Genomic DNA, 23,166 nt, shown 5'->3' with positions numbered 1-23,166 from the left:
GTAGAGGTTTATCCTCCCGTATGTCAGAACCGAGTCCGTCGCAGGTCCCCAGTAAAAAAGAACGGGGCCTGTTAGAACGCCTGTCCTCCTTGCTTCTTCGTGAGCCTGAGGACAGAGAGCAACTGTTGGAAGTGCTGCAACAGGCCCATGAAAGAAATTTGCTGGATGCTGATGCGCTTTCAATGATTGAAGGTGTCATGCAGGTAAGCGACCTGTCCGCTGGCGACATCATGGTGCCCCGTGCCCAGATGGATGCGATCAACGCCGAAGATTCCATCGATCAAATAGTCGCCTTCGCAGTTGAAAAGGCACACTCGCGCTTCCCTGTGTATGAGGGTGAGCGTGACAATGTAATCGGTGTTTTGCTGGCCAAAGATCTTCTGCGCATACATGCCGATGCGCAAGTCAATTTGCGCGACATGCTGCGCCCAGCGGTGTTCATTCCCGAAAGTAAGCGATTGAATGTACTGCTTCATGATTTTCGCCTGAACCGCAATCACATTGCATTGGTGGTCGATGAATACGGCGGTGTGGCTGGCTTGCTGACCATTGAAGATGTGCTCGAGCAAATTGTGGGCGACATTGAAGACGAATATGACTTTGATGAAGAAGCAGACAATATCGTGAGTCTGGGTGGCGATCAGCTGGGTTTGTATCGCGTCAAAGCCTTGACCACGATTGAACAGTTCAATGAAACCTTCGGAACCAGCTTCTCAAGCGAGCATGCAGATACGCTGGGCGGCTTGTTGACTGACCAGTTGGCGCGCTTGCCAGTGCGTGGCGATGTCGTTGAATTGCCACCTTTCCGTTTTGAAGTGCTGCGCGCAGATGCCCGGCAGGTGCACCTGCTTCGGGTTCAGAAAATTGAACCTGCGCCAGAAAACATTGACACCGATTCATCCACCGAGAACTCCGACAGGCCCACTTGATGTACTCCTTATTCGCAGGCGCGCTCTTGGGGGCGCCTTGGGTCTTGTCGTTTGCTCCGCTTTCCCTTTGGTGGCTTGGCTTGCTGCTGCTTGCCGTGTTGCCCTTTGTTGCGCAGAAAACCAGCCGACCCTGGTTAACCGGTTTGGCGTTTGGGTGGTCAGCGTATGGCTTGGGTGTTTCCTGGTTGCACATCAGCCTGCACACCTACGGCGGTTTGCCTTCCATGTTGGCCTGGGCGGCCGTTGCTGCCTTTACTTTGTATTTGGCAATTTTCCCCGCTCTGGCCTTGTGGTTCTACAATCGCTTTGCGGTTGTGCGCGCTGAATCCACAACGGATACAGTGTTCAATGCCGTGTTGTGGGCCTCTTTGTGGACATTTTTCGAGTGGGCTCGCGGCACATTCATGACCGGTTTTGCGTGGCTTGGATTGGGTGATGCCTTGGTCGACTCCCCATTTGCCAATTTGCTGCCCTGGCTGGGTAGCTATGGCAGCTTGTTTGTTCTCATGCTGATTGGGCATTTGCTTGTGTCGTGGGTGCTTGCTCGCCGAAGTGGGGTGGTGTTGCTTGTGTCTTCAGTGCTGGTGTGCGTCGCGGTGTTGGTGCAGCTTCCGGTGAAAACGCAAAGCGCGGGCCCCTTAACTGTGGTGGGTGTGCAAACCAATGTGGATCAAAGCATCAAGTTTGATCCCGACCTGATTGTGTCGAACATGCAGAAAGCTTTTGCATTGGGCGATACCGCCAAACAACAGTTGGCACAGCAGGGGGGTGGTTTGCTTGTTTTTCCCGAAACAGTGAACCCTTTGGTTTGGACTGATACTCCCGAGGAATGGCGAACGACGTTTCGTGATTTTGCCACTCCCGGTGAAACAGCTGTAATCATGGGGTCTGCGATTCAAGAGGGTTCAAGGTACTTCAATTCAATTGTCATGTTTCAAGGTGATGAAGCGCTGGAAGATCTTGAGGTGCCCAAAACACGGCATGACAAACGGCATCTCGTGCCGTTTGGTGAGTTTATTCCACTGGGTTTCAAGTGGTTTGTCGCCATGTTGAATATGCCCATGGGCGAATTCACCTCTGGCTCTGGTCCGTTAAAGCCATTTTTGCTCAATGGCAATGCCTTGGCCTCTACAGTTTGTTATGAAGACATATTCAGCGGAGAGTTTGCAGGCTTGGTCGCCAATTCCACCCAAGAGCCCACGGTATTTGTGAATTTGAGCAATCTGGCTTGGTTTGGTCAGTCCTGGGCGCTAGACCAGCATGCGCAAATGGGCCGCACTCGGTCAGCCGAGCATCGCAAGCCTGGCTTGCGCGTCACCAACACTGGTGTTTCCGGCATTGTCAACGAACGCGGTCAGTGGACCCAGCGTGTTGAGCCCGGGCAGGCCTTGGTGTGGTCGGGGCAAATCGAGGGCAGATTGGGGCAAACCTTCTTCGCAAAGTGGGGCGATCGTCTGTGGTTTTCGATTTGGGGAGTCGTCCTTCTACTGCTGTGCGTGCGTGAATGGCGCTTGAAGGCTTACAATAGAGCCCATTAAATCAATCTCAAGAACTTATACAGCCATGTCAATTAGTCCAGTCAACGAAATCGTTGAAGAAATGCGTGCGGGCCGCATGGTCATTCTCGTTGACGAGGAAGACCGTGAAAACGAGGGCGACCTTGTGTTGGCCGCCGATTTTGTTACGCCGGAAGCCATTAATTTCATGGCCAAATATGGCCGGGGCCTGATCTGCCTGACATTGACCGAGGCCCGTTGCCGTGAGTTGGGTTTGCGCCCCATGGTGGCTGCCAACGGCTCCTCTCATGGCACCAATTTCACCGTCTCCATTGAAGCTGCTGAAGGCGTGTCTACCGGCATTTCTGCTGCGGATCGCTCCCACACCATTCGTGTGGCAGTGAACAAAAATTCCAAGCCCGAAGATCTGGTACAGCCCGGTCATATTTTTCCTTTGACTGCCGTGAATGGCGGCGTGCTCATGCGGGCCGGTCACACCGAAGCGGGTTGCGACCTGGCGGCCATGGCGGGCCTCAGCCCAGCCTCGGTCATTTGCGAAATCATGAAAGACGATGGCACCATGGCGCGTTTGCCCGATCTGGTGGAATTTGCCAAAGAACACAATCTGAAAATCGGTACCATCGCCGATCTCATTCAGTACCGTAGCACCAAAGAATCACTCATCGAGCGCATGCATGAGCGCGTCATCGACACCGTGCAGGGCCAGTTCAATTGCATTTCTTTCCGCGACAAGCCCACTGGCAGCGCGCACTTTGCTTTGGTATATGGCCAGTTAAACCCCGATACCGAGGCCTTGGTGCGCGTGCACGAGCCCACCTCACTAATCGATTTTCTTGAAGTGAATTTGTCCGAGCACTCCTTCTCCATTCCCGCCGCCATGAAGAAAGTGGTGGAAGAAGGCGCAGGCGTTATTGTGCTGCTGAACTGTGATGTGTCCTCGGACCGCTTGCTGGGGCAGTTTGCCTCGCTCGACGACATTGAACAGCGTGGCACTACCGCACGCAAAGGTGCTGGATCAAACCCAGACTTGCGAACCTACGGTATTGGCGCGCAAATTCTGCGCGACCTGGGTGTCAACAAAATGAAATTGCTGTCCCGACCACGGAAAATGCCAAGCATGACCGGGTTTGATTTGGAAGTGTCAGGTTATGTCAACGGAGAAACGAAATGAGCAACAGTCCAGGAAGTGTGCCTGCTAATTTGAACGGCGATGGCATTCGTGTGGGTGTGGTTCAGGCCCGCTTCAACGAAGAAATTACCAATGGCCTGTGGGCCGCCTGTTGCAGTGAATTGCTGCGTTTGGGCGTGCTAAATGAGGACATTCTTCACATTACCGTGCCCGGTGCCATGGAAATTCCAATCGCGTTGCAGCGCTTGGCGTTCTCTGGGGAGTTTGATGCACTCATTGCTCTGGGTGCAGTGATCAAGGGTGATACCTATCATTTTGAAATTGTGTGTGGCGAAAGCGCCCGTGGCATTTCAAGCGTGGCTTTGGCCCACGACGTGCCCGTGGTCAATATGGTGCTGACCACCTACACCGAAGACCAGGCCATCGAACGCATTGAAGACAAAGGTGTTGATGCAGCTCGCTGTGCCGTGGAAATGGGCAACTTGATGATGACGCTGGATGACAACCTGCCCGGCGCAGATGACGAGGAAGAAGACGATGAGTGAAGCCAGCAAGCCTGATTCAGGCAAGAGGCAAGGCCATACTCGCAACGCTCGCCGTCGATCTCGTGAATTGGCCTTGCAGGGCTTGTACCAGTGGTTTTTGAATCCCACCGAGGTTGGTGAAGTGGATGCACATATCCGAGATGCCCCCGGGTTTGACAAGGCCGATCGTGCGCATTACGAGTCGCTATTGCATGGTTCGGTGCATCACCTGGAAGACTTGATGCATCAAATTCAGCCATTCATTGATCGCCCTTGGGGCGAACTCAGCCCGGTTGAAAAAGCGGTGCTGGTGCTGGCCAGTCATGAAATGAATACACACGCTGAAATTCCGTACCGTGTAGTCATCAACGAGGCCGTTGAGTTGACCAAAACATTCGGTGGCACCGATGCCTTCAAGTTCGTCAATGGCGTGCTTGACAAGGTGGCTGCACAGGCACGTGATTCCGAAATCAAGGCACAGGCGAACAGTCAGTCCAGCTAACTCTCAAGAGGCGTTTTGGAATTCGACCTTATTCATCGCTATTTCAAAACTCCTTTTGGCAGGCTCGCGCAAGCCAATGCAGGTACAGTGTTGTTCGGTATTGGCGACGACTGCGCCTCGCTTGCAATTTCCCCCGGTCATCATTTGTTCACCTCCACGGATACCCTGGTGGAAGGCGTTCATTTTTTTTCCGACAGTTCGGCACGTCACGTAGGCTGGAAGGCCTTGGCCTGCAATCTGTCAGATTTGGCAGCCTGTGGTGCAAGCCCTATCGGATTTACCCTGAACTTGAGCCTGCCCGAAATCAACGAGAGTTGGCTTGCCGACTTCTCGGCTGGTTTGCTCGAGGTGGCGACCCGTTTTAACTGTCCTTTGGTGGGGGGAGACACCACGTCTGCTGGCTCCAATCCATCGAAAACCTTGTCAATCACTGTATTTGGTCAAGCCCCCGCTGCGCACCGAGGATTCAATCGGGCGCATGCAAAGCCTGGTGATGACGTCTGGGTGAGTGGCACTCCCGGGCTTGCTCGTCTGGGGCTTTTGCTTGAATTCCAAAAGCGTGGTCGCTTGGGTCAATGTTGCCGGGGCAATGAATTACAACAGGTTCAAGCCTTGCTGGCCGTGTTGCCCGAAAATCTTGCCAGGCAGGCCGTTGAGCGACTTGAAATGCCAGTGCCTCGAACTGAACTCGGATTGCAACTTCATGGGTTTGCCAGTGCCTGTCTTGATTTGTCAGATGGCCTGAGTGGCGATTTGGCTCACATCGCCAATGCAAGCAAAGCGGCTGTTGTGCTCGTTCAAACGGGTCTTGAGTCCATGTGGCGAAACCGCTGGCCTGAAATTGATCAACATTCCGACCCAGTAATGCTGTTGAAAACCCTGCTTGCTGAAACCTTGCAGGGTGGTGATGATTTTGAATTGTGCTGGACAGCCCACCCGAAACATCGCGATGCAATACAATCCTTGAACTCAAGCCTGTATTGTGTGGGCACTGTCGAGCCCGGCAGTGGTGTCTGGCTTCAGGCTCCGGGTAAAGAACGCACGCGCATATCCAGCCTTTCCTACAATCATTTTGCCGAGGGCAAGAATTGACCTCAATTTCAAGCCGTAAACCCACCTGGCGTTTCATGCTGGCCCATCCCGCGCACTTGCTGGCCTTGGGGTTTGGCAGCGGATTGGCGTGGTTTATGCCAGGTACCTTCGGAACTTTGATGGGTTGGTTGTTGTATGTTTGGCTCGATCCTTACCTGGCTGCCAACCAGTGGGTTTGGGTGATCGGGGGTGCGTTTGTCATCGGTGCCTGGGCTTGTCAAATTACGGGTAAAGCACTGGGGGTGATTGATCACGGTGGCATTGTGTGGGACGAAATTGTTGCGATTTGGCTGGTGCTGTTTGTGGCCTCCAGTCAATTTTCCAGCCCAATGGCCCAACTGGGCTGTGTTGTTCTGTTCCGGTTTTTTGACATGGTCAAACCTCCACCCATTCGCTGGTTCGATCAACACTGGAAAAATGGTTTTGGTGTAATGTTCGATGACATCGTCGCGGCTTTCATCACCTTGTTGGCGCTGGCTGTTTATTTGTATTTTTTGAAGTGAATCCTATGTTAATCACTCTGCGGGGCGCATTTTGAGCAATCCAGACCAGGCACTTTTGCTGCAAATTGCAGACCTATTCAATGCATCGGCCGGCAAACTTGGCGTGGTCGAGTCTTGCACAGGCGGCGGGCTTGGCGCGGCGCTAACCAGCATTGCGGGTTCAAGTGACTGGTTCGAGGGTGGGCTGATTACTTACTCGAACAAAGTAAAAATGAAGTCGGTGTATGTGCGCGAGTCAACCTTGGAGCAGCACGGCGCAGTCAGTGAGGAATGTGTCAAGGAAATGGCCAATGGCGGCATGATTGCCCTGGGGGTGGACTGTTGTCTTTCCGTCTCAGGCATTGCCGGCCCGGGTGGCGGTTCAGCCAGCAAGCCTGTGGGTACGGTGTGGTTTGGCTTGGCGTTACGACACAAGTCAATCGAGGCCTTCCATCATGTTTTTGAGGGTGACCGTGAGGCAGTTCGTCAACAGGCGGTACAAGCCGGGTTAATCATTTTGTCAAAAGTGTCACTCAAAAAGGCTGTATAGATTTACAGTAAAAACTGTGCAATAATTCGGAAATCGCAACCCAATTCAGTTGAAGGCAGACCATGGAAGATCTCAGAACGAAAAACCAATCCTCAGAAAAAGTAAAAGCCCTGGCCGCGGCGCTTGGTCAAATTGAAAAGCAGTTTGGCAAGGGCAGCATCATGCGGTTTGGTGAAAACGAGATCATTGACGACATTCAGTCCGTCTCAACCGGTTCTCTGGGGCTCGACATTGCTTTGGGCATCGGCGGTCTTCCGCGCGGCCGGGTTGTTGAAATTTACGGCCCTGAATCTTCCGGCAAAACCACCTTGACTCTGCAAGTGATTGCTGAAATGCAAAAGCTGGGTGGCACCTGTGCTTTCATCGACGCTGAACACGCACTCGATGTCCAATACGCTGCCAAATTGGGCGTTAATTTGCCCGATTTGTTGATTTCTCAGCCTGACACGGGTGAGCAGGCCTTGGAAATTGTCGACGCTTTGGTGCGGTCCGGATCAGTAGACCTGGTCATTATTGACTCGGTGGCCGCGCTTACCCCCAAAGCCGAAATTGAGGGTGATATGGGCGATTCCCTGCCAGGTCTTCAGGCCCGTTTGATGAGCCAGGCCTTGCGCAAGTTAACAGCCAATATCAAACGCACCAATTGCCTGGTTATTTTCATTAACCAAATTCGCATGAAAATTGGCGTGATGTTCGGCAGCCCTGAAACCACGACAGGTGGTAATGCCCTGAAGTTTTATTCCTCAGTCCGTCTGGACATTCGCCGAATCGGTTCAATCAAGAAAGGCGAGGAAGTTGTCGGCAGTGAAACCCGCGTCAAGGTTGTGAAAAACAAGGTTAGTCCTCCTTTTAAACAGGCCGAATTTGATATTTTGTACGGTCAGGGTACATCCCGAGAAGGCGAGGTCGTGGATCTGGGTGTATTGCATGGTTTTGTCGACAAAGCTGGTGCTTGGTATTCTTACAACGGCGAAAAAATTGGTCAGGGCAAGGACAATGCCCGCGATTTTCTGAAAGCCAATCCAGTCATGGCTGCCGAGATTGAAAACAAAATCCGTGAAAAGCTGGGTGTGCGTTTGCTTGAGGAAGCCGCCTCAGCGTCTGTGCCCAAGAAAAAGAATGAAGTCGAAGACGCCGAATAAGCGTTCATCTGGAAGCGCCGCAGGCTCGAGAAAGCCTGTGGCCTCCGCCAAGTCAAAAGCTGTGGCCTTGCTCGCCCGCAGGGAACACAGTCAATCAGAGCTTCGAGCCAAGTTGCTACAGCGTGGCTACGAACCCACCGAGGTGGAACAAGCCATTGAATGGGCCACTTCACATCAATTTCAATCGGATGAGCGTTTTAAGCTGAGCCTGTTTCGCAGGCGTGCCCCAACTTTTGGGGACCGTGCCATTGCGGCCGAATTGGGTCAACATGGTTTGGGAGACCTCAAGTCCATTGAACAGGACGACTTGGAAGCACAAAGCCTGAGTAGTGAAGAAGATCGCGCTTATGACTGGATCAAACGCAGGCAGCTTTCAAGTCTTGAAAGTGTTTTAAATGGTGATTCAGGTGTCGACCAAGCCCAAGCGCTTGTGTTGAAGTCCAAGGTTTATCGTGGGCTTGCAGCCCGAGGGTTTGAATTTGGTAACATTGAACGCGCCTGGCGGCGCATTCTGGCTGAGTTCAAATCCAATGCGTGATATCATTCTACCCGGCTTATGTGTTTCCATAGAAGTGATAGTCTAGTTAAATAACGAAGCGTTATTCAACGACACAAGAAGCAAAGAAAGAGATGGATAAAAACCTTCATAGCATGCTTGGCATGCCTCGTCCTTGCCTCGGCTTTACGTCCGAGAACCCGCTTGCGCTGTCACGCGAAAAAAACACTCTCCACTTTACAATGTTGTCAGTTCAGCCGCCTTGTTGCGTCTAGCCGATTTGCATTAACTTTCCCAGCAAGGAATTCAAATGAAGATTCACGAGTATCAAGGCAAGGAAATTCTGAAGAAGTACGGTGTAGCCGTTCCCACTGGCTATCCCTGTTTTTCAATTGACGAGGCAATTGCGGCCGCGGAGAAACTGGGCGGCCCGGTTTGGGTGGTAAAGGCGCAAATTCACGCAGGTGGTCGCGGCAAGGGCGGTGGCGTGAAAGTAGCCAAGAGCATGGACGATGTAAAAACATATGCTAGCCAAATTCTTGGCATGCAGTTGATCACTCACCAAACTGGCCCAGAGGGTCAGAAAGTCAGCCGTTTGCTGGTTGAAGAGGGTGCAGACATCAAAAAGGAATACTACGTGGGTATGGTAGTTGACCGTGTTACCCAGCGTGTTTGTGTCATGGCGTCAAGCGAAGGCGGCATGGAAATTGAAGAAGTGGCAGAGCACACCCCCGAATTGATTCACAAAGTGTATGTAGACCCTGTTGCTGGTTTAACCGACGCAGAGGCGGACGACTTGGCTGTAAAAATTGGCATTCCAGCAGGCTCTGTCGCCAAGGCGCGTGTGGCGTTTCAAGGTTTGTACAAGGCGTTTTGGGAAACTGATGCCAGCCTGGCGGAAATCAACCCGCTTATCTTGACCGGCTCTGGCGATATTATCGCTTTGGATGCAAAGCTGAACTTTGATTCGAACGCTTTGCACCGCCATCCCGAGATCGTCACTTTGCGCGATCTGGCTGAAGAAGATCCTGCTGAAATCGAAGCCAGCAAGTTCGATCTCAGTTATATCAGCCTTGACGGCAATATTGGCTGCTTGGTCAACGGCGCTGGTCTGGCCATGGCGACCATGGACACCATCAAGTTGTTCGGTGGTGAACCTGCAAACTTCTTGGATGTAGGCGGTGGTGCCACAACCGAGAAAGTGACTGAAGCTTTCAAAATCATGTTGAAAAACCCCAACCTGAAAGCCATTTTGGTGAATATTTTCGGCGGCATCATGCGTTGCGATGTGATCGCTGATGGCGTAGTGGCTGCATCGAAAGCCGTGGGTTTGTCGGTTCCATTGGTTGTGCGCATGAAAGGCACCAACGAAGATTTGGGCAAGAAAATTCTGGCTGAATCTGGTTTGCCGATCATTGCAGCGAACACCATGGGTGAGGCTGCGCAAAAAGTGGTGGCTGCGACCAAAGGCGCCTAAGCGCTTGGTGCTCCACATTTGACAGCCATTCAACACGAAAAAGGATTTTCACAATGTCTATTCTCATTAACAAAGACACCAAGGTAATTACCCAAGGTATTACTGGTAAAACTGGCCAGTTTCATACGCGCATGTGCCGTGAATACGCCAATGGCAAGAACTGTTTTGTTGCGGGTGTAAACCCCAAGAAGGCTGGCGAAGATTTTGAAGGCGTGCCCATTTACGGCACTGTGGCCGATGCGAAAAAACAAACGGGTGCCAATGCATCCGTAATTTACGTGCCGCCACCCTTTGCGGCTGCGGCCATTTGGGAAGCGGTAGAGGCGGATCTGGATTTGGTGATCTGTATCACTGAGGGCATTCCTGTTCGCGACATGATTGAAGTGCGTGACCGCATGCGCCGTGAAGGACGCAAAACCATTGTGGTTGGTCCAAACTGCCCAGGCGTCATTACGCCCGACGAAATCAAGATCGGCATCATGCCCGGCCACATCCACAAGAAAGGTCGCATTGGTGTGGTGTCCCGTTCGGGCACTTTGACTTATGAAGCTGTGGGCCAATTGAGTGAACTGGGCTTGGGCCAGTCCACTGCAGTGGGTATTGGCGGCGATCCCGTGAACGGATTGAAACACATCGACGTGATGCGAATGTTCAACGACGATCCCGACACCGATGCCGTGGTCATGATTGGTGAAATTGGCGGTAGCGACGAAGAAGAAGCTGCCTTGTGGGTCAAGGACAACATGACCAAGCCAGTAGTTGGTTTCATCGCTGGTGTCACAGCGCCCCCCGGAAAGCGCATGGGCCACGCTGGCGCCATTATTTCAGGTGGCAAGGGCACTGCTCAGGAAAAACTGGCCATTATGGAAGAGTGCGGTATTACCGTGACCAAAGACCCATCTGTCATGGGTCAATTGCTGAAAAAGGCAATCGGCGCATAAATGCCGTGAACGTCAGCCTTCTGGGCTCATGATACAAAACCCCGCCTTTCACTCAGAATGGTGGGGTTTTTTCTTTTAACCCTAGCGGGGGTACTTCACGCAGGCTGAACACCGAAGAATGGTTTCTCAACACCACTTTTCGATGCGAGGAATGCGACGATGAATACCCCAAAAACTTTAACCCGAGGTGCAGTTTCGAAGGGCTTCACCCTGATCGAACTGATGATTGGCATTGCAATTATTGGCGTGCTTTCAGCAATTGCCATTCCAGCGTTTCAGGATTATTTGAACCGCGCCAAGGTTACTGAGTTAATGAATATTGCCCAGTCTTGCAAGGCGGGTATTATCGAGTACGCCGCTACAACAAATGCATGGCCCCCGGGGAACGGTGTTGCGGCAGCCCAAGCGGCAGGTTGTCAAAACAATATTGCGGCACAAAGCCAGTATGCTCAGGTGTTGACCGTAACAGGTAACGGACGAATTCAAGTGAATTTTCAAGACAATGCAGTGGCCACGGGTATTATGGCAAGCCATTTCATTGCCCTGGTTCCATGGACAGGTGGCGCACGCCACACTGATCCATTACAACCTATTGGTGAGTGGCGTTGTGTAACCAATGTTCCTGGCGATTTGCGACGCTATCTACCAGCTGCTTGCCGCAACAACAACGTTGGCTAGTATCTACCGGCTGAAATCACTCTTGCCACCACGTTTTTCAACAAGTTTGGTTTGAGTCATCACCATGCCTTTGTCAATCGCTTTGAGCATGTCGTAAATGGTCAGAAGCCCTACCTGAACACCGGTCAGGGCTTCCATTTCCACCCCTGTTTTTCCCACAGTTTGTGCTGTGCAGGTGCAGTGCACCTCACATCGTTCATCACTCAGTTCAAACTCCACTGCCAAGCGGGTCAAAGGCAGGGGGTGGCACAAAGGGATCAGGTCCGAGGTGCGTTTGGCGCCCTGAATTGCCGCGATACGTGCCACACCGAGCACGTCGCCCTTTTTGGCGGTACCCGATTTCAGTACTGCGTAGGCATCTTGGCCCAGCTGTATGGTGCCCGTGGCCACCGCTTTGCGTTCTGTTTCACTTTTACCGCCCACATCGACCATGTGTGCATTGCCTTCCTGGTCAAAATGCGTGAGTCCGTTCATTGTTACTATCCCCTGCGAATGAATTGTCCAAACTTCAATGATGTTGGCTACCGTATTTACTCAAATTTACCCAAGGAAACGCCGCGCCAAGACCGAAGTTGATTGAACTTGTTTTTCATCGCGCTATCATACCCAGACTATCACCGTAAAAAGCCCATGATGCGTCTTGATTTTCGGAAAAGTGTTGCGAGTGCGCTGTGCAGTACCCTGCTGTTGTCCTCGATGTTGTCGCCGATTGCGCATGCCGATGGCTTGAATAATCTGCCGAGTCTGGGTGATGCGGGCGGAGCGGAGTTGTCCGTTCAGGACGAACGGCGTTTGGGCGCGCTGATCATGAAAGATTATCGGGCTTTCGGCGCGGTCAACAATGACCTCGAAATTACCGCTTACATTAGCCGTTTGGGCAACAAAATCGTCCAGGCTGCCTCAGAATCCCCGTCCAATTTCGAGTTTTTTCTGGTCACCGACAAGTCGGTGAACGCATTTGCCATGCCTGGTGGCTATATTGGCGTGCACACGGGTCTGATAGCGGCTTCCCAAACTGAATCCGAATTGGCTTCTGTGTTGGCGCACGAGGTTGGACACGTTACTCAACGCCACATTGCACGCCGTTTTGGGCAGCAAAAGCAAACCAGCCTGGTGGCCACTGCGGCCATGATTGCTGCTTTACTGGTGGCTGGTTCCAATCCTCAGGCAGCTTCTGGTCTTATGGCTGCCGGCGCTGGCTATTCAATTGATCAACAACTGTCTTTTTCCCGCGATGCGGAACGGGAGGCCGACCGGGTTGGCTTCTTAACCCTTCAGCAGGCAGGCTTTGATACCCAAGGTATGGTGGATTTTTTCGGGCGTTTGCAAACAGCTTCCCGTCTTTATGAAAACAATGCACCTTCCTACTTGCGTACTCACCCCCTGACTACCGAGCGAATTGCAGACATACGCAACCGAGCTGGACTGGAGCGTGGCTCGAATCGCAGTCAGGTTCAATCCAGTCTTGAATTTGAGTTGATCAGGGTCAAGTCGATCGTGTTTGCTGAAAGAAGCAACCAGCAGTTGGCAGACCGTTTGCGAACCTTTGAGTCACCCAATGAGCAAGAGGGTATTAAAGACCCTGTGGCTTTAACTTACGGCCGTTCTCTCGTTTTGAATTCCATGGGAAGGAAGCAAGAGGCGCTTGCCGCCAGTGAAAAAGCCATTGAATTGTTTAAATCAGGGCAGTCGGTGGTCAAGAAAACCGAGGTGCCTTTGCTGCTTCAAAGTCAACGCATGCGAATGGCCATGGACACCAGCTTGCCGCCGGCCTCGGCACCGATGGATCAGCGCCCCGTCAGGGATCGCTCCGCCTTGAAGACTCAGGAGAAGGCGATGCTTGGCGAGCTGATATCGTTGCGCAACAACTTCAAGAGTGAAATGTCGGTTCGCCTGTTGTATGCAGAAGGTTTGCAGCGTTTGGGTTTGTTTGCCGAATCTGATGCTTATCTGAACGAGCTTTCGCAGGCTTATCGCTCTGTACCCGAGGTTTTTGAGCTTCTGGCGCAAAGTGCTTTGGCACTGCGAAAGCCAGCGGAACATCATATGGCCATGGCGCAGTTTTACAATGCACGTCAGGCCTATCTACCTGCAATTGAGCAGGCTGAAATAGCCAAACGCTATGCAAAAGACAATTATTACCTGCTGGCAGAAATTGATGCCAAACAACGCGAATACAAACGCAAGGCAGACGCTGAACGTGAATTCGCCAAGTTTGGCAACTAAGTTTGGCAACTAGCCAGTCAACGACGCTGAATTAATCTTTGTGGTAGTCACTAACCCGCTGCACTTCATTGGCTGAACCCAGCATCACAGCGCAACGTTGGTGTAAATCAGTGGGTTGTATGTCCAGAATACGTTGGGTCGCGTCAAAGCTTTTGCCGCCAGCCTGCTCCACCAGCAAGCTCATTGGGTTGGCTTCATACATCAAGCGCAGTTTGCCGGGTTTATTGGGGTCGCGCAGGTCTTTGGGGTACATGAAAATGCCGCCCCGGGTCAGTACACGGTGCACATCAGCCACCATGGAGGCAATCCAGCGCATGTTGAAGTCTTTGCCGCGCGTGCCAGTTTTTCCTTCAAGCAGTTCGGCAATGTAACGCTGCACTGGTGCATACCAGTGGCGCTGATTCGACATATTGATGGCGAATTCCTTGGTGTCTTCAGGAATGTCCATGCTCTCACTGGTTTGGATGTACTCGCCTGCCTCGCGATCCAGCGTAAAGGCCACAACACCCTTGCCGAATGTCAGCACCAGTGAGGTTTGCGGGCCATACACCACGTAACCCGCGGCCAGTTGCTCGGTGCCGGGCTGAAGAAAACTGTCGTTGGTAATTTCGCCAACGTCAGGATTGGGCAGCACTGAGAAAATGGTGCCAATCGACACATTCACGTCAATATTGCTGGAGCCATCCAGCGGGTCGAAAAGTACCAAAAATGGGCGATCAGAATGCCCGGGCACTGGCGAACAATCGTCCAGTTCCTCAGAGGCCATGCCTGCAACCACGCCGGTTGCGGCAAGTGCATCCAGAATCATGTCATTGGCAATAATGTCGAGCTTCTTCTGGGTTTCACCTTGCACGTTTTCCGAACCGGCACTACCCAACACACCACCCAAAGCACCTTTGTGAACTGCTGCGGAAATGGATTGCGACACGTCGGCGATAGCCGAGATCAACACACCCATGTGCGCATCCGCATGGTGTTCAAGGTATTGCCCCAAATTCATACTCATTTTGTCCTCAATTCAACTCAAAATTAATGGGTGGCTGCGTCCAGTGCTTTGCCAATCACTTCACGCACATCAGGCGATAATTTGTCAGTGCTCAAGATTCGTTCAAGTTGTTGGTGTGCTTTGTCTTGCAATGCAGGTACCAGTTTGGTCCAGCGGTCCAGCCCGCGCGCCATGCGTGCCGCCACTTGCGGATTGATGGTGTTTAATTCAATCACGAGGTCGGCCCACAAGGCATAACCTTCACCGGAATGATTGTGGAATACGCTCGGGTTTTGCATGGCAAACGCAGCCAGCAGGGAACGTGCGCGGTTTGGGTTCTTCAAGGTGAACGAAGGGTGCTTCAGCAGTTCACGCACCGTATTCAAGGTGTTTACGTCCTCATTGCTGGCCGGTACCGTGGATTGCAGCATGAACCACTTGTCCACAGCCAGCGCTTCATTTTTGAAGCGTTCAAAAAAATCCGCCAGTTCTGGTGGGTTGGCAGGCCCGCTGTACACAATATTGCTCAGCGCCGCCATTCTGTCGGTCATGTTGTTCGACGCCGCGTATTGTGCCTTTGCCACTACCAGGTCTTCGTCCGTACCAGCAGCCACCAAGTAAGCCAAGGCTACATTTTTCAATGCACGCTGGCTTGCGGCCACGGCATTGTAGCTGTAGGGCTGTCCTGTGATATTGCGTGCCTCGTAGATTGCCTTGAAGTCGCCTCCAAAGGTGCAGGCCAACAGGTCGCGCAAGGTGGTGCGTGCAAAGTGCATGGCCACGGGGTCGACCAGTCCGTCGAAGGCTTCAAGCAGCGTGCCCTCACTGGGCAATTGCAAGGCCAAGGCCAAAAAGCCATCAGACAGCTGTTGGTCTTTCAGCAAATTTTCCACAATTTGCACTGCAGCCTGAGTGTTTGCGCCATCGGTTTGCCCGCGCTGCAGGTAAATATCCAGTATGGCTTTGCCGTAAACTTTCTGGCAGGCATCCCAGCGATTAAATGGATCATTGTCGTGACCAGCCAAAAAGATAAGGTCATCCGTGGTGTGTGCAGTTTGTAGAATGACGGGTGCCGAAAAACCGCGAAGCAGCGAGGGCACTACTGGTTTGCTCAATCCGGTGAACACAAAGGTCTGCGTGGGCTCTGTGAAGTCGAGAACATCCCCATGTAGAGCATCTGGATTGCCTTCCAATTGCAATGGCATGTCGCGACCACTGGCTTGTTCGACAAAACCCAGCTTCACTGGAATGTGAAAGGCTGGTTTGCTGTTCTGGCCCGGAGTGGGGCGGCAGTGTTGTTTCAAAGTCAGTGCAAGTTGTCCGTTGGCCTGTTTCCAGCTTGCCAATACTTCGGGTGTACCTGCCTGTGAATACCAATGGCGAAACTGCTTCAGGTCCAGTTCAGGGTGGGCTTCTCGCAGTGCAGTTTCCATGGCACTGACAAAATCCTCGCAAGTCACAGCCTGTCCATCGTGACATTCAAAATAAATTTGCATGCCGCGCTGAAAAAGTTGTTCGCCCAGCAAGGTGTGCTGCATGCGAATCACTTCTGCACCTTTCTCATACACCGTGACCGTGTAGAAATTGTTGATTTCCTGATAGCTGTCCGGGCGTATGGGGTGTGCCATGGGGCCGGCATCTTCCGGAAACTGTGCAGCGCGTAGAACCTTTACATCTTCAATCCGCTTCACCGCGCGTGCGGAATCGGCCTGTGCTTCATCCAGCCCCTCGGCCATCATGTCCGCCGAAAACTCCTGGTCGCGAAACACAGTCAAACCCTCTTTTAGGGAGAGTTGAAACCAGTCGCGGCATGTCACCCGGTTGCCTGTCCAGTTGTGAAAGTACTCGTGACCCACGACACTTTCCACGTTCTCGAAATCCACATCGGTAGCCAGTTCAGGGTTGGCAAATACGAACTTGGTGTTGAAAATATTAAGGCCCTTGTTCTCCATCGCGCCCATGTTGAAATCGGCGGTGGCCACAATCATGAATCGGTCCAAATCAAGATCGAGACCAAAACGCGTGCGGTCCCAGTCAATCGATTTCTTCAGGCTTTGCATGGCAAAGTCTGTTTTGTCCAGATTGCCCGGCTCAACCCACACTTGCAGCAAGGCTGGTTTACCGTTGCCCTTCTGTACAGTTTCTTCCTGACACACAAAACGGCCTGCCACCAGGGCGAACAGGTAGGCGGGCTTGGGAAAGGGATCTTCCCAGCGGGTCATGTGCAAACCTTCGCCCAGTTTTTTTTCTTCAATCAGGTTGCCATTGGACAAACTGACCGGGTGGGTGGCTTCGTTGGCAATCAGGGTGACGGTGAACTGGCTGAGAACATCCGGGCGATCTGGGAAGTAGGTAATACGCCTGAAACCCTGTGCCTCGCATTGTGTAAAAAAGTTACCGTTGGACACATACAAACCTTCAAGCCGCGTGTTTTGATCGGGCTGAATGTAAACAGTAATTTCGAGAACACCTTCACGACCGGGGTTGTGAATGGTCAAGCCTGTTGGGCCTTGGGTGTAGCGCGTGGGATCAAGCTTTTCCCCATTGAGCAGCACCTGCTCCAGTTCGAGATCCTCTCCGTCCAGCTCAAGCGGCAAATGATCAGGGTTTGAGACGCTCCATGCCCGAAACTGCAAGCGACTTGCCACCTTGGTGCGCGAAGGGTTCAGCGTGAAGGTCAAATCAGTACGGCTGATTTTGTAGTTCGGCGCTGTGTAGTCTTTGCGATAAAAGGTGATGGGTGCCTGTGCGTCTCTCATACGTGGAAATCCTTGTTACTGCTCAATGGTCGTGGCCGCAATCCGGGCCGTGTTTGTGTTCATGGGCGTGCGAGTGTTCATGATCATGACTGTGTCCATGGTCGTGGTCACAGCAATCGTGGTGTTTCAATTCAGGTACCACAATCTCCAGCATGGGCGCAGTCAGTGTGCTGAACTTCAATTCGAAATGCTCCAGCATGTGCATGCATTCATGGCTTGCCACAACGCGTGCACCGGTGTCGTTTAACTGCACTGGCCAAAAGCTGAGGCCCGCCACATGCAGAAATTCTTCGAAACCTTTCTGGCCTCGTGCCACTTCAAACAGCTCTTCTTGTGCGGCCGCCACAATTGCCCATTCGTTGGTGTTGGACACCAGCTTGTCGCCCACTTCCACCGTGTCGTGCAAGTGGCAAATCAGGGTGCTACCGTCGGTTGCTTTCACATCGTGAGGCACTTCCTGGCGTTCATCGAAAGTCAGCTCAATCGTTTTGGCATTGCGAAGCAGCACGGAAGCCACTTTGTGGTTGGCTTTCACCACTTTGTTGTACACCACATCGTGGTTGTGCCCACAATCAGGCCCGTGTTCGTGGTGATGGTCGTGTGAATGGTCGGCGCTCATTGCGTATCCTTCAAGGTTGTTTAGTCGCGGAAGTTTTCGAAACCCAAGGGTGTCTCATTCACTTTTTGTTTTAGCAGGGCAATTGCGCTTTGCAGGTCGTCGCGCTTGGCACCCTGAATACGCACAGTGTCGCCTTGAATACTGGCCTGTACCTTCATTTTGCTGTCTTTGATTTCTTTGACCACTTGTTTGGCCAAGTCTTTGTCCAGCCCGTTTTTCACAATCACGGTCTGCTTGATTTTGTCACCCGACATTTTTTCTTTCTTGTCGAAAGTGAGAAAGCGAACATCCACGTTTCGTTTGGCGCATTTGTTGCGAATAATCTCGGCGACTTGCTCCAGTTTGAAGTCATCGTCGGCGTACACCATGATGGTGTTTTCGTTTAATTCCACCTTGGAATCCGACCCCTTGAAATCAAAGCGGGTACCAATTTCCTTGTTCACCTGATCAACCGCATTGCGCAATTCGATCAAGTCCGGTTTGCAGACCACATCAAAAGACGGCATAGTTCATTCCTTCAAGCATAATGCCTCATTGTAATCGCTAGACCATCCCCTATGTCAGCCCACACTGTCACCCACAGCGTCGATCTGCAACCCTTGCACACCTTTGGTTTGCCAGCCCGTGCCCGCGAGTTGCGTTTGCTGGCCAATACAGCTGATTTGCTGGCTTTTGCCCGCGCCAGGCAAGAGCAAAAAGATTTTTTGTTGTTGGGCGAAGGCAGCAACACGGTGTTTACCACCCCACAAGTGGACGCCACGGTGTGGAAGGTGGCCTTGCTGGGGCGTCAATACCTGGGTTGTGATGGGGTTCATCACCATTTGCGAGTGCAAGCAGGTGAAAATTGGCACCACACTGTAGAGTGGACTGTAGCCATGGGCTGGGGGGGGCTTGAGAACCTTGCCTTGATTCCTGGTTGTGTTGGTGCCAGTCCGGTTCAAAATATTGGGGCTTATGGGGTCGAATTGAAGGACCGCATATCAGCGGTGCACGCATTTGATCTGGACCTTCAGGTGCTGCGCACTTTCTCGCGGGATGAATGTGAATTCGCGTACCGCGATAGCGTGTTTAAACATGTTGCGCAAGGTCGGTACGTCATCACGGCGGTGGATTTTGCTTTGCCAGTTCAATGGCAACCCGTACTAGGCTATGGCGACGTTGCTCGGCGAGTTTCCGATTTGGGTATTTTAAGTCCCATGAATGTATTAAAGGCGATTAGTGCCATTCGCACTGAGAAGCTCCCTGATCCCGCCGTATTGGGAAACAGCGGAAGTTTCTTCAAAAATCCGATTGTAGACACAGCAAAGGCTCAGGCCCTGATTCAGCAATATCCGAATTTGGTTAATTACCCGGCTGACCATGGCAAAGTAAAGCTAGCGGCTGGGTGGCTAATTGAGCAATGTGGCTTGAAAGGCCAAGTGTTGGGTGGAGTGGGTGTTTACAGCAAGCAAGCCTTGATTTTGGTGAATTTGGGTTCTGGAACTGGCGGCGACTTGTTGCAACTGGTTCAGCATGTGCAATCCAGTGTTCAGCGCAAATTTGGGGTGTTGATCGAACCCGAACCCAATTTGATTCAAGCATAAAAAACCGCCACATCGAGTGGCGGTTCTTGAACTGAATTCACAAGCAATTGATTCGTTAGCCGCGCTTCAATTTTGCGTTGGCGGCAATCCGCATGCGCAATGCGTTCAGCTTGATGAAGCCACCTGCGTCGGCTTGATTGTATGCACCACCATCCTCATCAAAGGTCGCAATATTCTGGTCGAACAGCGAATCTGTTTTCGAATCACGCGCCACCACAATCACGTTGCCCTTGTACAGCTTCACACGCACCCAGCCGTTCACGGTGCTTTGGGTGTGGTCAATCAGCGTTTGCAGGGCAACACGTTCGGGCGCCCACCAGTAGCCGTTGTAAATCATGCTGGCGTAGCGGGGCATCAAGTCGTCTTTGAGGTGGGCCACTTCCCGGTCCAAAGTAATTGACTCAATGGCGCGGTGCGCCTTCAACATGATGGCACCGCCCGGGGTTTCGTAGCAGCCGCGGCTTTTCATGCCCACATAGCGGTTTTCTACCAGGTCAAGGCGACCAATACCGTGTTTGCCGCCCAAGCGGTTTAGTTCTGTCAGCACTGTGGCTGGGCTCATTTTCTTGCCGTTCAGGGCAACAATGTCACCCTTCTCGTATTCAATGTCCAGGTACTCTGCCTCATCGGGAGCTGCTTCGGGGCTGACTGTCCAGCGCCACATGGCTTCCTCGGCTTCCGCACTCGGGTTTTCCAGGTGGCGGCCTTCAAAGCTGATGTGAAGCAGGTTGGCATCCATGGAATAGGGCGCACCGCCTTTCTTGTGCTTCATGTCGATTTCAATGCCAGCGTCTTCGGCGTACTTCAGCAGTTTTTCGCGGCTTAGCAAATCCCATTCACGCCAAGGGGCAATGATCTTCACGCCGGGCATCAGGGCGTAGGCGCCCAGTTCGAAACGAACCTGGTCATTGCCTTTGCCGGTGGCACCGTGGGAAATGGCATCCGCACCAGTTTCACGTGCAATGTCGATCAAGCGTTTGGCGATCAAGGGGCGGGCAATCGAGGTGCCCAGCAGGTATTCTCCTTCGTACACGGTGTTGGCACGGAACATGGGGAATACGAAATCGCGTACGAATTCTTCGCGCACGTCATCGATGTAAATGTTCTCTGGCTTGATGCCGAACTTCAATGCTTTCTGGCGCGCAGGTTCCAGCTCTTCGCCTTGGCCCAAATCAGCCGTGAATGTCACGATTTCGCAGCCATAGGTGTCTTGCAGCCATTTCAGAATGACTGAGGTGTCCAAACCGCCGGAATAGGCCAGTACTACTTTGTTGATGTCGCTCATGGTTCTCGATTCAAAAAGGGTTGTTACAGGTCCGCTTACTTGCGGCCCAACAAAAGGAATTCCATCAGGGCTTTCTGGGTGTGCAGGCGGTTTTCTGCCTCGTCCCACACCACACTTTTTGGCCCGTCAATCACTTCGGCTGCCACTTCCTCGCCACGGTGGGCGGGCAGGCAGTGCATAAACAGCGCCTCCGGGTTGGCCACATCCATCATTTCTGTGTCCACCTGAAAGTCCGCAAACGCGCGGCGGCGTGCCTTGTTCTCATTCTCAAAGCCCATGCTGGTCCACACGTCAGTGGTTACCAAGTCAGCGCCTTTGCAGGCGTCCATCGGGTCCTCAAACCATTCGTGATGGGTGCCTTTGATGTTGGTTTTCGCCGGGTCAATGTTGTAGTCGCTGGGCGTTGAAATATTCACCTTGAAGTCCAACAGCTCTGCGGCTTGCAACCAGGTGGCGCACATGTTGTTGCCATCGCCCACCCAGGCCACTGTTTTGCCCTGAATGCTGCCACGGTGTTCAATGAATGTGAAAATATCCGCCAGAATTTGACAGGGGTGGTATTCATTGGTCAAGCCGTTGATCACCGGCACGCGGCTGTTGGCGGCAAATCGTTCAATAATTTCTTGCTCGTAGGTGCGGATCATCACAATGTCACACATGCGTGAAATCACCTGTGCAGCGTCTTCTACTGGTTCACCTCGACCCAGTTGCGAATCTTTGGTGTTCAAGTAAATGGCTGAACCGCCCAGTTGGTGCATGCCCGCTTCAAAGCTCAGGCGCGTGCGCGTGGATGCCTTTTCGAAAATCATGACCAAGGTGCGGTCTTGCAACGGGTAGTAAGGCTCGTAGCGCTTGAATCTCGCTTTCACATCGCGCGACGATTGCATCAAGTACTCGAACTCGTCTTTGCTGATGTCGTTGAACTGCAAAAAATGTTTGATAGGCATTTTTGTAGACCGGCTTGCCTGGCAGGCCGGTTCCTCCTTATGCGGATTGTTCAAGAAACGCTTTAATCAATGGGGCCAATTCCATGGCCAGCGTCTCTGCTTCTTCTTTTTTAATCACCAGTGGTGGCAACAGGCGCACCACATTGTCTCGGGTTACGTTAATGATCAAACCGTTTTCACGCGCAATCGCGACCAGTTCTCCACAAGGTTTCCACAACTCAATACCCACCATCAGGCCACGGCCGCGAATATCTTTCACACCAGCAATGCCAGCCAGTTCACGTGACAAAACTGCACGAATCAGTTGCCCCATTTGCTCGGCATGCGCCAGAAGTCCTTCTTCTTCCATGATTTGAATGGTGGCCAGGGCAGCAGCTGAAACCAATGGGCCGCCACCAAAGGTGGTGCCATGGGTGCCGGGTGTGAATACGCCTGCCGCTGGGCCCCAGGCCAGACATGCTCCAATGGGAACACCAGAGCCCAAGCCTTTGGCCAGAGTGATGACATCAGGTTGAATGTCAGCATGCTGGTAACCAAACCACTTGCCGGTACGGCCAATCCCGCTTTGCACTTCGTCGATCATCAACAGCCAGCCTTTGGCAGTGCACAGCTTGCGCAGGGCTTGCAAATATTCTGTGTCGGCCACATTAATGCCGCCTTCGCCTTGCAAAACCTCCAGCAGCACAGCCTGAATTTCAGGATGTTCGTCAGCGGCTTGCTCAATGGCCGCAAAGTTTTTATAGGGCACGCGCACGAATCCACCTGGCAGGTCGCCAAAACCCACCTTGGCCTTTGGGCTGTCGGTTGCAGCCAGCGTGGCCAGGGTGCGCCCGTGCCAGGCACGTTCCATCACGATAATCTTCGCGTTTTCAATGCCTTTTTTGTGGCCATAGTATTTGGCCAATTTAATGGCTGCTTCGTTTGCTTCTGCGCCTGAATTGCAAAAGAACGCTTCATCCATTCCGGAAATTTCACACAGGCGGTCGGCCAACTGCCCTTGCTCAACAACACCGTACAAATTCGAGGTGTGGATCAATTTGCCAGCTTGCTCGGCAATTGCTTTCACCAGCTTGGGGTGGTTGTGTCCCAAACCATTGACCGCAATACCGGACAGGCCATCCAGATACTTTTTACCATCGGTGGACCACATCCAGGCGCCGTCACCGTGGGTGAATGCAATGGGCTGGCGGGCATAGGTTTTCATCAAGTGGTCTGTCACGGTAAAACTCTCTATCAGCAGTGTTCAGGTAAAACGTGGGCTCTAAAAACAAACGCAGCCAATCGGTCGACGTGCGGCTGCGTT

Annotated in this window: 23 protein-coding genes; 15 read left to right on the top strand and 8 right to left on the bottom strand. The window is 52.5% G+C overall.

What is annotated here, in order from left to right; translation table 11 throughout:
• Positions 1–20 precede the first annotated feature (20 nt).
• From FCS97_RS11945 to FCS97_RS11885, 13 genes are all read left to right on the top strand, one after another.
• Complete coding sequence (locus FCS97_RS11945) at positions 21–929, top strand: CorC family transporter (RefSeq protein WP_138518664.1); 909 nt, start codon at positions 21–23, stop codon at positions 927–929.
• A complete protein-coding gene (gene lnt, locus FCS97_RS11940; RefSeq protein ID WP_138518663.1) occupies positions 929–2,467 on the top strand; it encodes an apolipoprotein N-acyltransferase in 1,539 nt (512 codons plus the stop codon). Before FCS97_RS11945 ends, lnt begins: the two co-directional genes overlap by 1 nt.
• Positions 2,468–2,492: 25 nt before the next feature.
• On the top strand, positions 2,493–3,617 hold the full coding sequence (ribBA, locus tag FCS97_RS11935; RefSeq protein ID WP_138518662.1) for a bifunctional 3,4-dihydroxy-2-butanone-4-phosphate synthase/GTP cyclohydrolase II: 1,125 nt from the start codon (positions 2,493–2,495) through the stop codon (positions 3,615–3,617).
• Complete coding sequence (ribH, locus tag FCS97_RS11930) at positions 3,614–4,120, top strand: 6,7-dimethyl-8-ribityllumazine synthase (protein WP_138518661.1); 507 nt, start codon at positions 3,614–3,616, stop codon at positions 4,118–4,120. Before ribBA ends, ribH begins: the two co-directional genes overlap by 4 nt.
• The gene (gene nusB, locus FCS97_RS11925) at positions 4,113–4,601 is read left to right on the top strand and encodes a transcription antitermination factor NusB (RefSeq protein WP_138518660.1); all 489 of its coding nucleotides are present in this window, start codon (positions 4,113–4,115) and stop codon (positions 4,599–4,601) included. Before ribH ends, nusB begins: the two co-directional genes overlap by 8 nt.
• Positions 4,602–4,616: 15 nt before the next feature.
• Positions 4,617–5,693 carry a thiamine-phosphate kinase gene (gene thiL / locus FCS97_RS11920; RefSeq protein WP_138518659.1) on the top strand — a complete coding sequence of 359 codons (1,077 nt, stop codon included), beginning with the start codon at positions 4,617–4,619 and terminating at the stop codon, positions 5,691–5,693.
• Positions 5,690–6,196 carry a phosphatidylglycerophosphatase A family protein gene (locus FCS97_RS11915; protein ID WP_425460748.1) on the top strand — a complete coding sequence of 169 codons (507 nt, stop codon included), beginning with the start codon at positions 5,690–5,692 and terminating at the stop codon, positions 6,194–6,196. The genes thiL and FCS97_RS11915 overlap by 4 nt, the downstream gene beginning before the upstream one ends.
• Positions 6,197–6,227: 31 nt before the next feature.
• A complete protein-coding gene (locus FCS97_RS11910; protein WP_246066321.1) occupies positions 6,228–6,725 on the top strand; it encodes a CinA family protein in 498 nt (165 codons plus the stop codon).
• A 62-nt stretch (positions 6,726–6,787) separates the two neighbouring features.
• A complete protein-coding gene (recA, locus tag FCS97_RS11905; protein WP_138518657.1) occupies positions 6,788–7,867 on the top strand; it encodes a recombinase RecA in 1,080 nt (359 codons plus the stop codon).
• Positions 7,845–8,405 (top strand): regulatory protein RecX, encoded by a 561-nt coding sequence (locus FCS97_RS11900; RefSeq protein ID WP_138518656.1) that lies wholly within the window; start codon positions 7,845–7,847, stop codon positions 8,403–8,405. The genes recA and FCS97_RS11900 overlap by 23 nt, the downstream gene beginning before the upstream one ends.
• A 268-nt stretch (positions 8,406–8,673) precedes the next feature.
• The gene (gene sucC / locus FCS97_RS11895) at positions 8,674–9,840 is read left to right on the top strand and encodes an ADP-forming succinate--CoA ligase subunit beta (RefSeq protein ID WP_138518655.1); all 1,167 of its coding nucleotides are present in this window, start codon (positions 8,674–8,676) and stop codon (positions 9,838–9,840) included.
• Between the two features lie 53 nt (positions 9,841–9,893).
• Positions 9,894–10,781: a succinate--CoA ligase subunit alpha gene (sucD, locus tag FCS97_RS11890; RefSeq protein ID WP_138518654.1), complete on the top strand. Its 888-nt coding sequence runs from the start codon at positions 9,894–9,896 to the stop codon at positions 10,779–10,781.
• A 159-nt stretch (positions 10,782–10,940) separates the two neighbouring features.
• Positions 10,941–11,459 carry a pilin gene (locus tag FCS97_RS11885; protein WP_138518653.1) on the top strand — a complete coding sequence of 173 codons (519 nt, stop codon included), beginning with the start codon at positions 10,941–10,943 and terminating at the stop codon, positions 11,457–11,459.
• Positions 11,460–11,462: 3 nt separating this feature from the next.
• Here the strand turns inward: FCS97_RS11885 and moaC are convergent, their stop codons facing one another.
• Positions 11,463–11,933 (bottom strand): cyclic pyranopterin monophosphate synthase MoaC, encoded by a 471-nt coding sequence (gene moaC / locus FCS97_RS11880; RefSeq protein ID WP_138518652.1) that lies wholly within the window; start codon positions 11,931–11,933, stop codon positions 11,463–11,465.
• Positions 11,934–12,089: 156 nt separating this feature from the next.
• Between moaC and FCS97_RS11875 the strand changes: the two genes are divergently transcribed.
• Positions 12,090–13,685, top strand: a complete 1,596-nt coding sequence (locus FCS97_RS11875; RefSeq protein WP_138518651.1) for a M48 family metallopeptidase — start codon at positions 12,090–12,092, stop codon at positions 13,683–13,685.
• A gap of 31 nt (positions 13,686–13,716) precedes the next feature.
• On the opposite strand, the gene FCS97_RS11870 is transcribed toward FCS97_RS11875, so the two are convergent.
• The 4 genes from FCS97_RS11870 to FCS97_RS11855 are packed head-to-tail and all read right to left on the bottom strand — an operon-like array spanning position 13,717 to position 18,554.
• Entirely contained in the window at positions 13,717–14,685 is a 969-nt protein-coding gene (locus FCS97_RS11870; protein WP_138518867.1) for a class 1 fructose-bisphosphatase, read from the bottom strand.
• A gap of 29 nt (positions 14,686–14,714) precedes the next feature.
• Positions 14,715–17,429 (bottom strand): aminopeptidase N, encoded by a 2,715-nt coding sequence (gene pepN / locus FCS97_RS11865; RefSeq protein ID WP_138518650.1) that lies wholly within the window; start codon positions 17,427–17,429, stop codon positions 14,715–14,717.
• A gap of 22 nt (positions 17,430–17,451) precedes the next feature.
• Positions 17,452–18,048 (bottom strand): urease accessory protein UreE, encoded by a 597-nt coding sequence (locus FCS97_RS11860; protein ID WP_138518649.1) that lies wholly within the window; start codon positions 18,046–18,048, stop codon positions 17,452–17,454.
• A 20-nt stretch (positions 18,049–18,068) separates the two neighbouring features.
• A complete protein-coding gene (locus tag FCS97_RS11855; RefSeq protein ID WP_138518648.1) occupies positions 18,069–18,554 on the bottom strand; it encodes a YajQ family cyclic di-GMP-binding protein in 486 nt (161 codons plus the stop codon).
• Positions 18,555–18,605: 51 nt separating this feature from the next.
• Between FCS97_RS11855 and murB the strand changes: the two genes are divergently transcribed.
• Positions 18,606–19,631, top strand: coding sequence for a UDP-N-acetylmuramate dehydrogenase (murB, locus tag FCS97_RS11850; RefSeq protein WP_138518647.1), 1,026 nt, complete (start codon positions 18,606–18,608; stop codon positions 19,629–19,631).
• Positions 19,632–19,686: 55 nt separating this feature from the next.
• On the opposite strand, the gene FCS97_RS11845 is transcribed toward murB, so the two are convergent.
• Genes FCS97_RS11845 through FCS97_RS11835 form a run of 3 tightly spaced genes read right to left on the bottom strand, consistent with a single transcriptional unit; the run spans position 19,687 to position 23,082 of the window.
• Positions 19,687–20,916 (bottom strand): argininosuccinate synthase, encoded by a 1,230-nt coding sequence (locus FCS97_RS11845; RefSeq protein ID WP_138518646.1) that lies wholly within the window; start codon positions 20,914–20,916, stop codon positions 19,687–19,689.
• 35 nt (positions 20,917–20,951) lie between these two features.
• A complete protein-coding gene (argF, locus tag FCS97_RS11840) occupies positions 20,952–21,863 on the bottom strand; it encodes an ornithine carbamoyltransferase (protein ID WP_008252656.1) in 912 nt (303 codons plus the stop codon).
• Between the two features lie 37 nt (positions 21,864–21,900).
• The gene (locus tag FCS97_RS11835) at positions 21,901–23,082 is read right to left on the bottom strand and encodes an aspartate aminotransferase family protein (RefSeq protein WP_425460747.1); all 1,182 of its coding nucleotides are present in this window, start codon (positions 23,080–23,082) and stop codon (positions 21,901–21,903) included.
• Between the last annotated feature and the right edge of the window lie 84 nt (positions 23,083–23,166).

The organism is Limnobacter alexandrii, assembly GCF_005871185.1.
GTDB classification, from domain to species: Bacteria; Pseudomonadota; Gammaproteobacteria; order Burkholderiales; family Burkholderiaceae_B; genus Limnobacter; species Limnobacter alexandrii.
The sequence above is the reverse complement of the archived record's forward strand: the minus strand, read 5'-3'. Positions and strand labels throughout refer to the sequence as shown.

What these genes read in the sequence shown, in the direction of transcription:
- FCS97_RS11945 (WP_138518664.1), top strand. Translation starts at nt 21, where the DNA reads ATGTCAGAACCGAGTCCGTCGCAGGTCCCCAGTAAAAAAGAACGGGGC.
- lnt (WP_138518663.1), top strand. Translation starts at nt 929, where the DNA reads ATGTACTCCTTATTCGCAGGCGCGCTCTTGGGGGCGCCTTGGGTCTTG.
- ribBA (WP_138518662.1), top strand. Translation starts at nt 2,493, where the DNA reads ATGTCAATTAGTCCAGTCAACGAAATCGTTGAAGAAATGCGTGCGGGC.
- ribH (WP_138518661.1), top strand. Translation starts at nt 3,614, where the DNA reads ATGAGCAACAGTCCAGGAAGTGTGCCTGCTAATTTGAACGGCGATGGC.
- nusB (WP_138518660.1), top strand. Translation starts at nt 4,113, where the DNA reads ATGAGTGAAGCCAGCAAGCCTGATTCAGGCAAGAGGCAAGGCCATACT.
- recA (WP_138518657.1), top strand. Translation starts at nt 6,788, where the DNA reads ATGGAAGATCTCAGAACGAAAAACCAATCCTCAGAAAAAGTAAAAGCC.
- FCS97_RS11900 (WP_138518656.1), top strand. Translation starts at nt 7,845, where the DNA reads ATGAAGTCGAAGACGCCGAATAAGCGTTCATCTGGAAGCGCCGCAGGC.
- sucC (WP_138518655.1), top strand. Translation starts at nt 8,674, where the DNA reads ATGAAGATTCACGAGTATCAAGGCAAGGAAATTCTGAAGAAGTACGGT.
- sucD (WP_138518654.1), top strand. Translation starts at nt 9,894, where the DNA reads ATGTCTATTCTCATTAACAAAGACACCAAGGTAATTACCCAAGGTATT.
- FCS97_RS11885 (WP_138518653.1), top strand. Translation starts at nt 10,941, where the DNA reads ATGAATACCCCAAAAACTTTAACCCGAGGTGCAGTTTCGAAGGGCTTC.
- moaC (WP_138518652.1), bottom strand. Translation starts at nt 11,933, where the DNA reads ATGAACGGACTCACGCATTTTGACCAGGAAGGCAATGCACACATGGTC.
- FCS97_RS11875 (WP_138518651.1), top strand. Translation starts at nt 12,090, where the DNA reads ATGATGCGTCTTGATTTTCGGAAAAGTGTTGCGAGTGCGCTGTGCAGT.
- FCS97_RS11870 (WP_138518867.1), bottom strand. Translation starts at nt 14,685, where the DNA reads ATGAATTTGGGGCAATACCTTGAACACCATGCGGATGCGCACATGGGT.
- pepN (WP_138518650.1), bottom strand. Translation starts at nt 17,429, where the DNA reads ATGAGAGACGCACAGGCACCCATCACCTTTTATCGCAAAGACTACACA.
- FCS97_RS11860 (WP_138518649.1), bottom strand. Translation starts at nt 18,048, where the DNA reads ATGAGCGCCGACCATTCACACGACCATCACCACGAACACGGGCCTGAT.
- FCS97_RS11855 (WP_138518648.1), bottom strand. Translation starts at nt 18,554, where the DNA reads ATGCCGTCTTTTGATGTGGTCTGCAAACCGGACTTGATCGAATTGCGC.
- murB (WP_138518647.1), top strand. Translation starts at nt 18,606, where the DNA reads ATGTCAGCCCACACTGTCACCCACAGCGTCGATCTGCAACCCTTGCAC.
- FCS97_RS11845 (WP_138518646.1), bottom strand. Translation starts at nt 20,916, where the DNA reads ATGAGCGACATCAACAAAGTAGTACTGGCCTATTCCGGCGGTTTGGAC.
- argF (WP_008252656.1), bottom strand. Translation starts at nt 21,863, where the DNA reads ATGCCTATCAAACATTTTTTGCAGTTCAACGACATCAGCAAAGACGAG.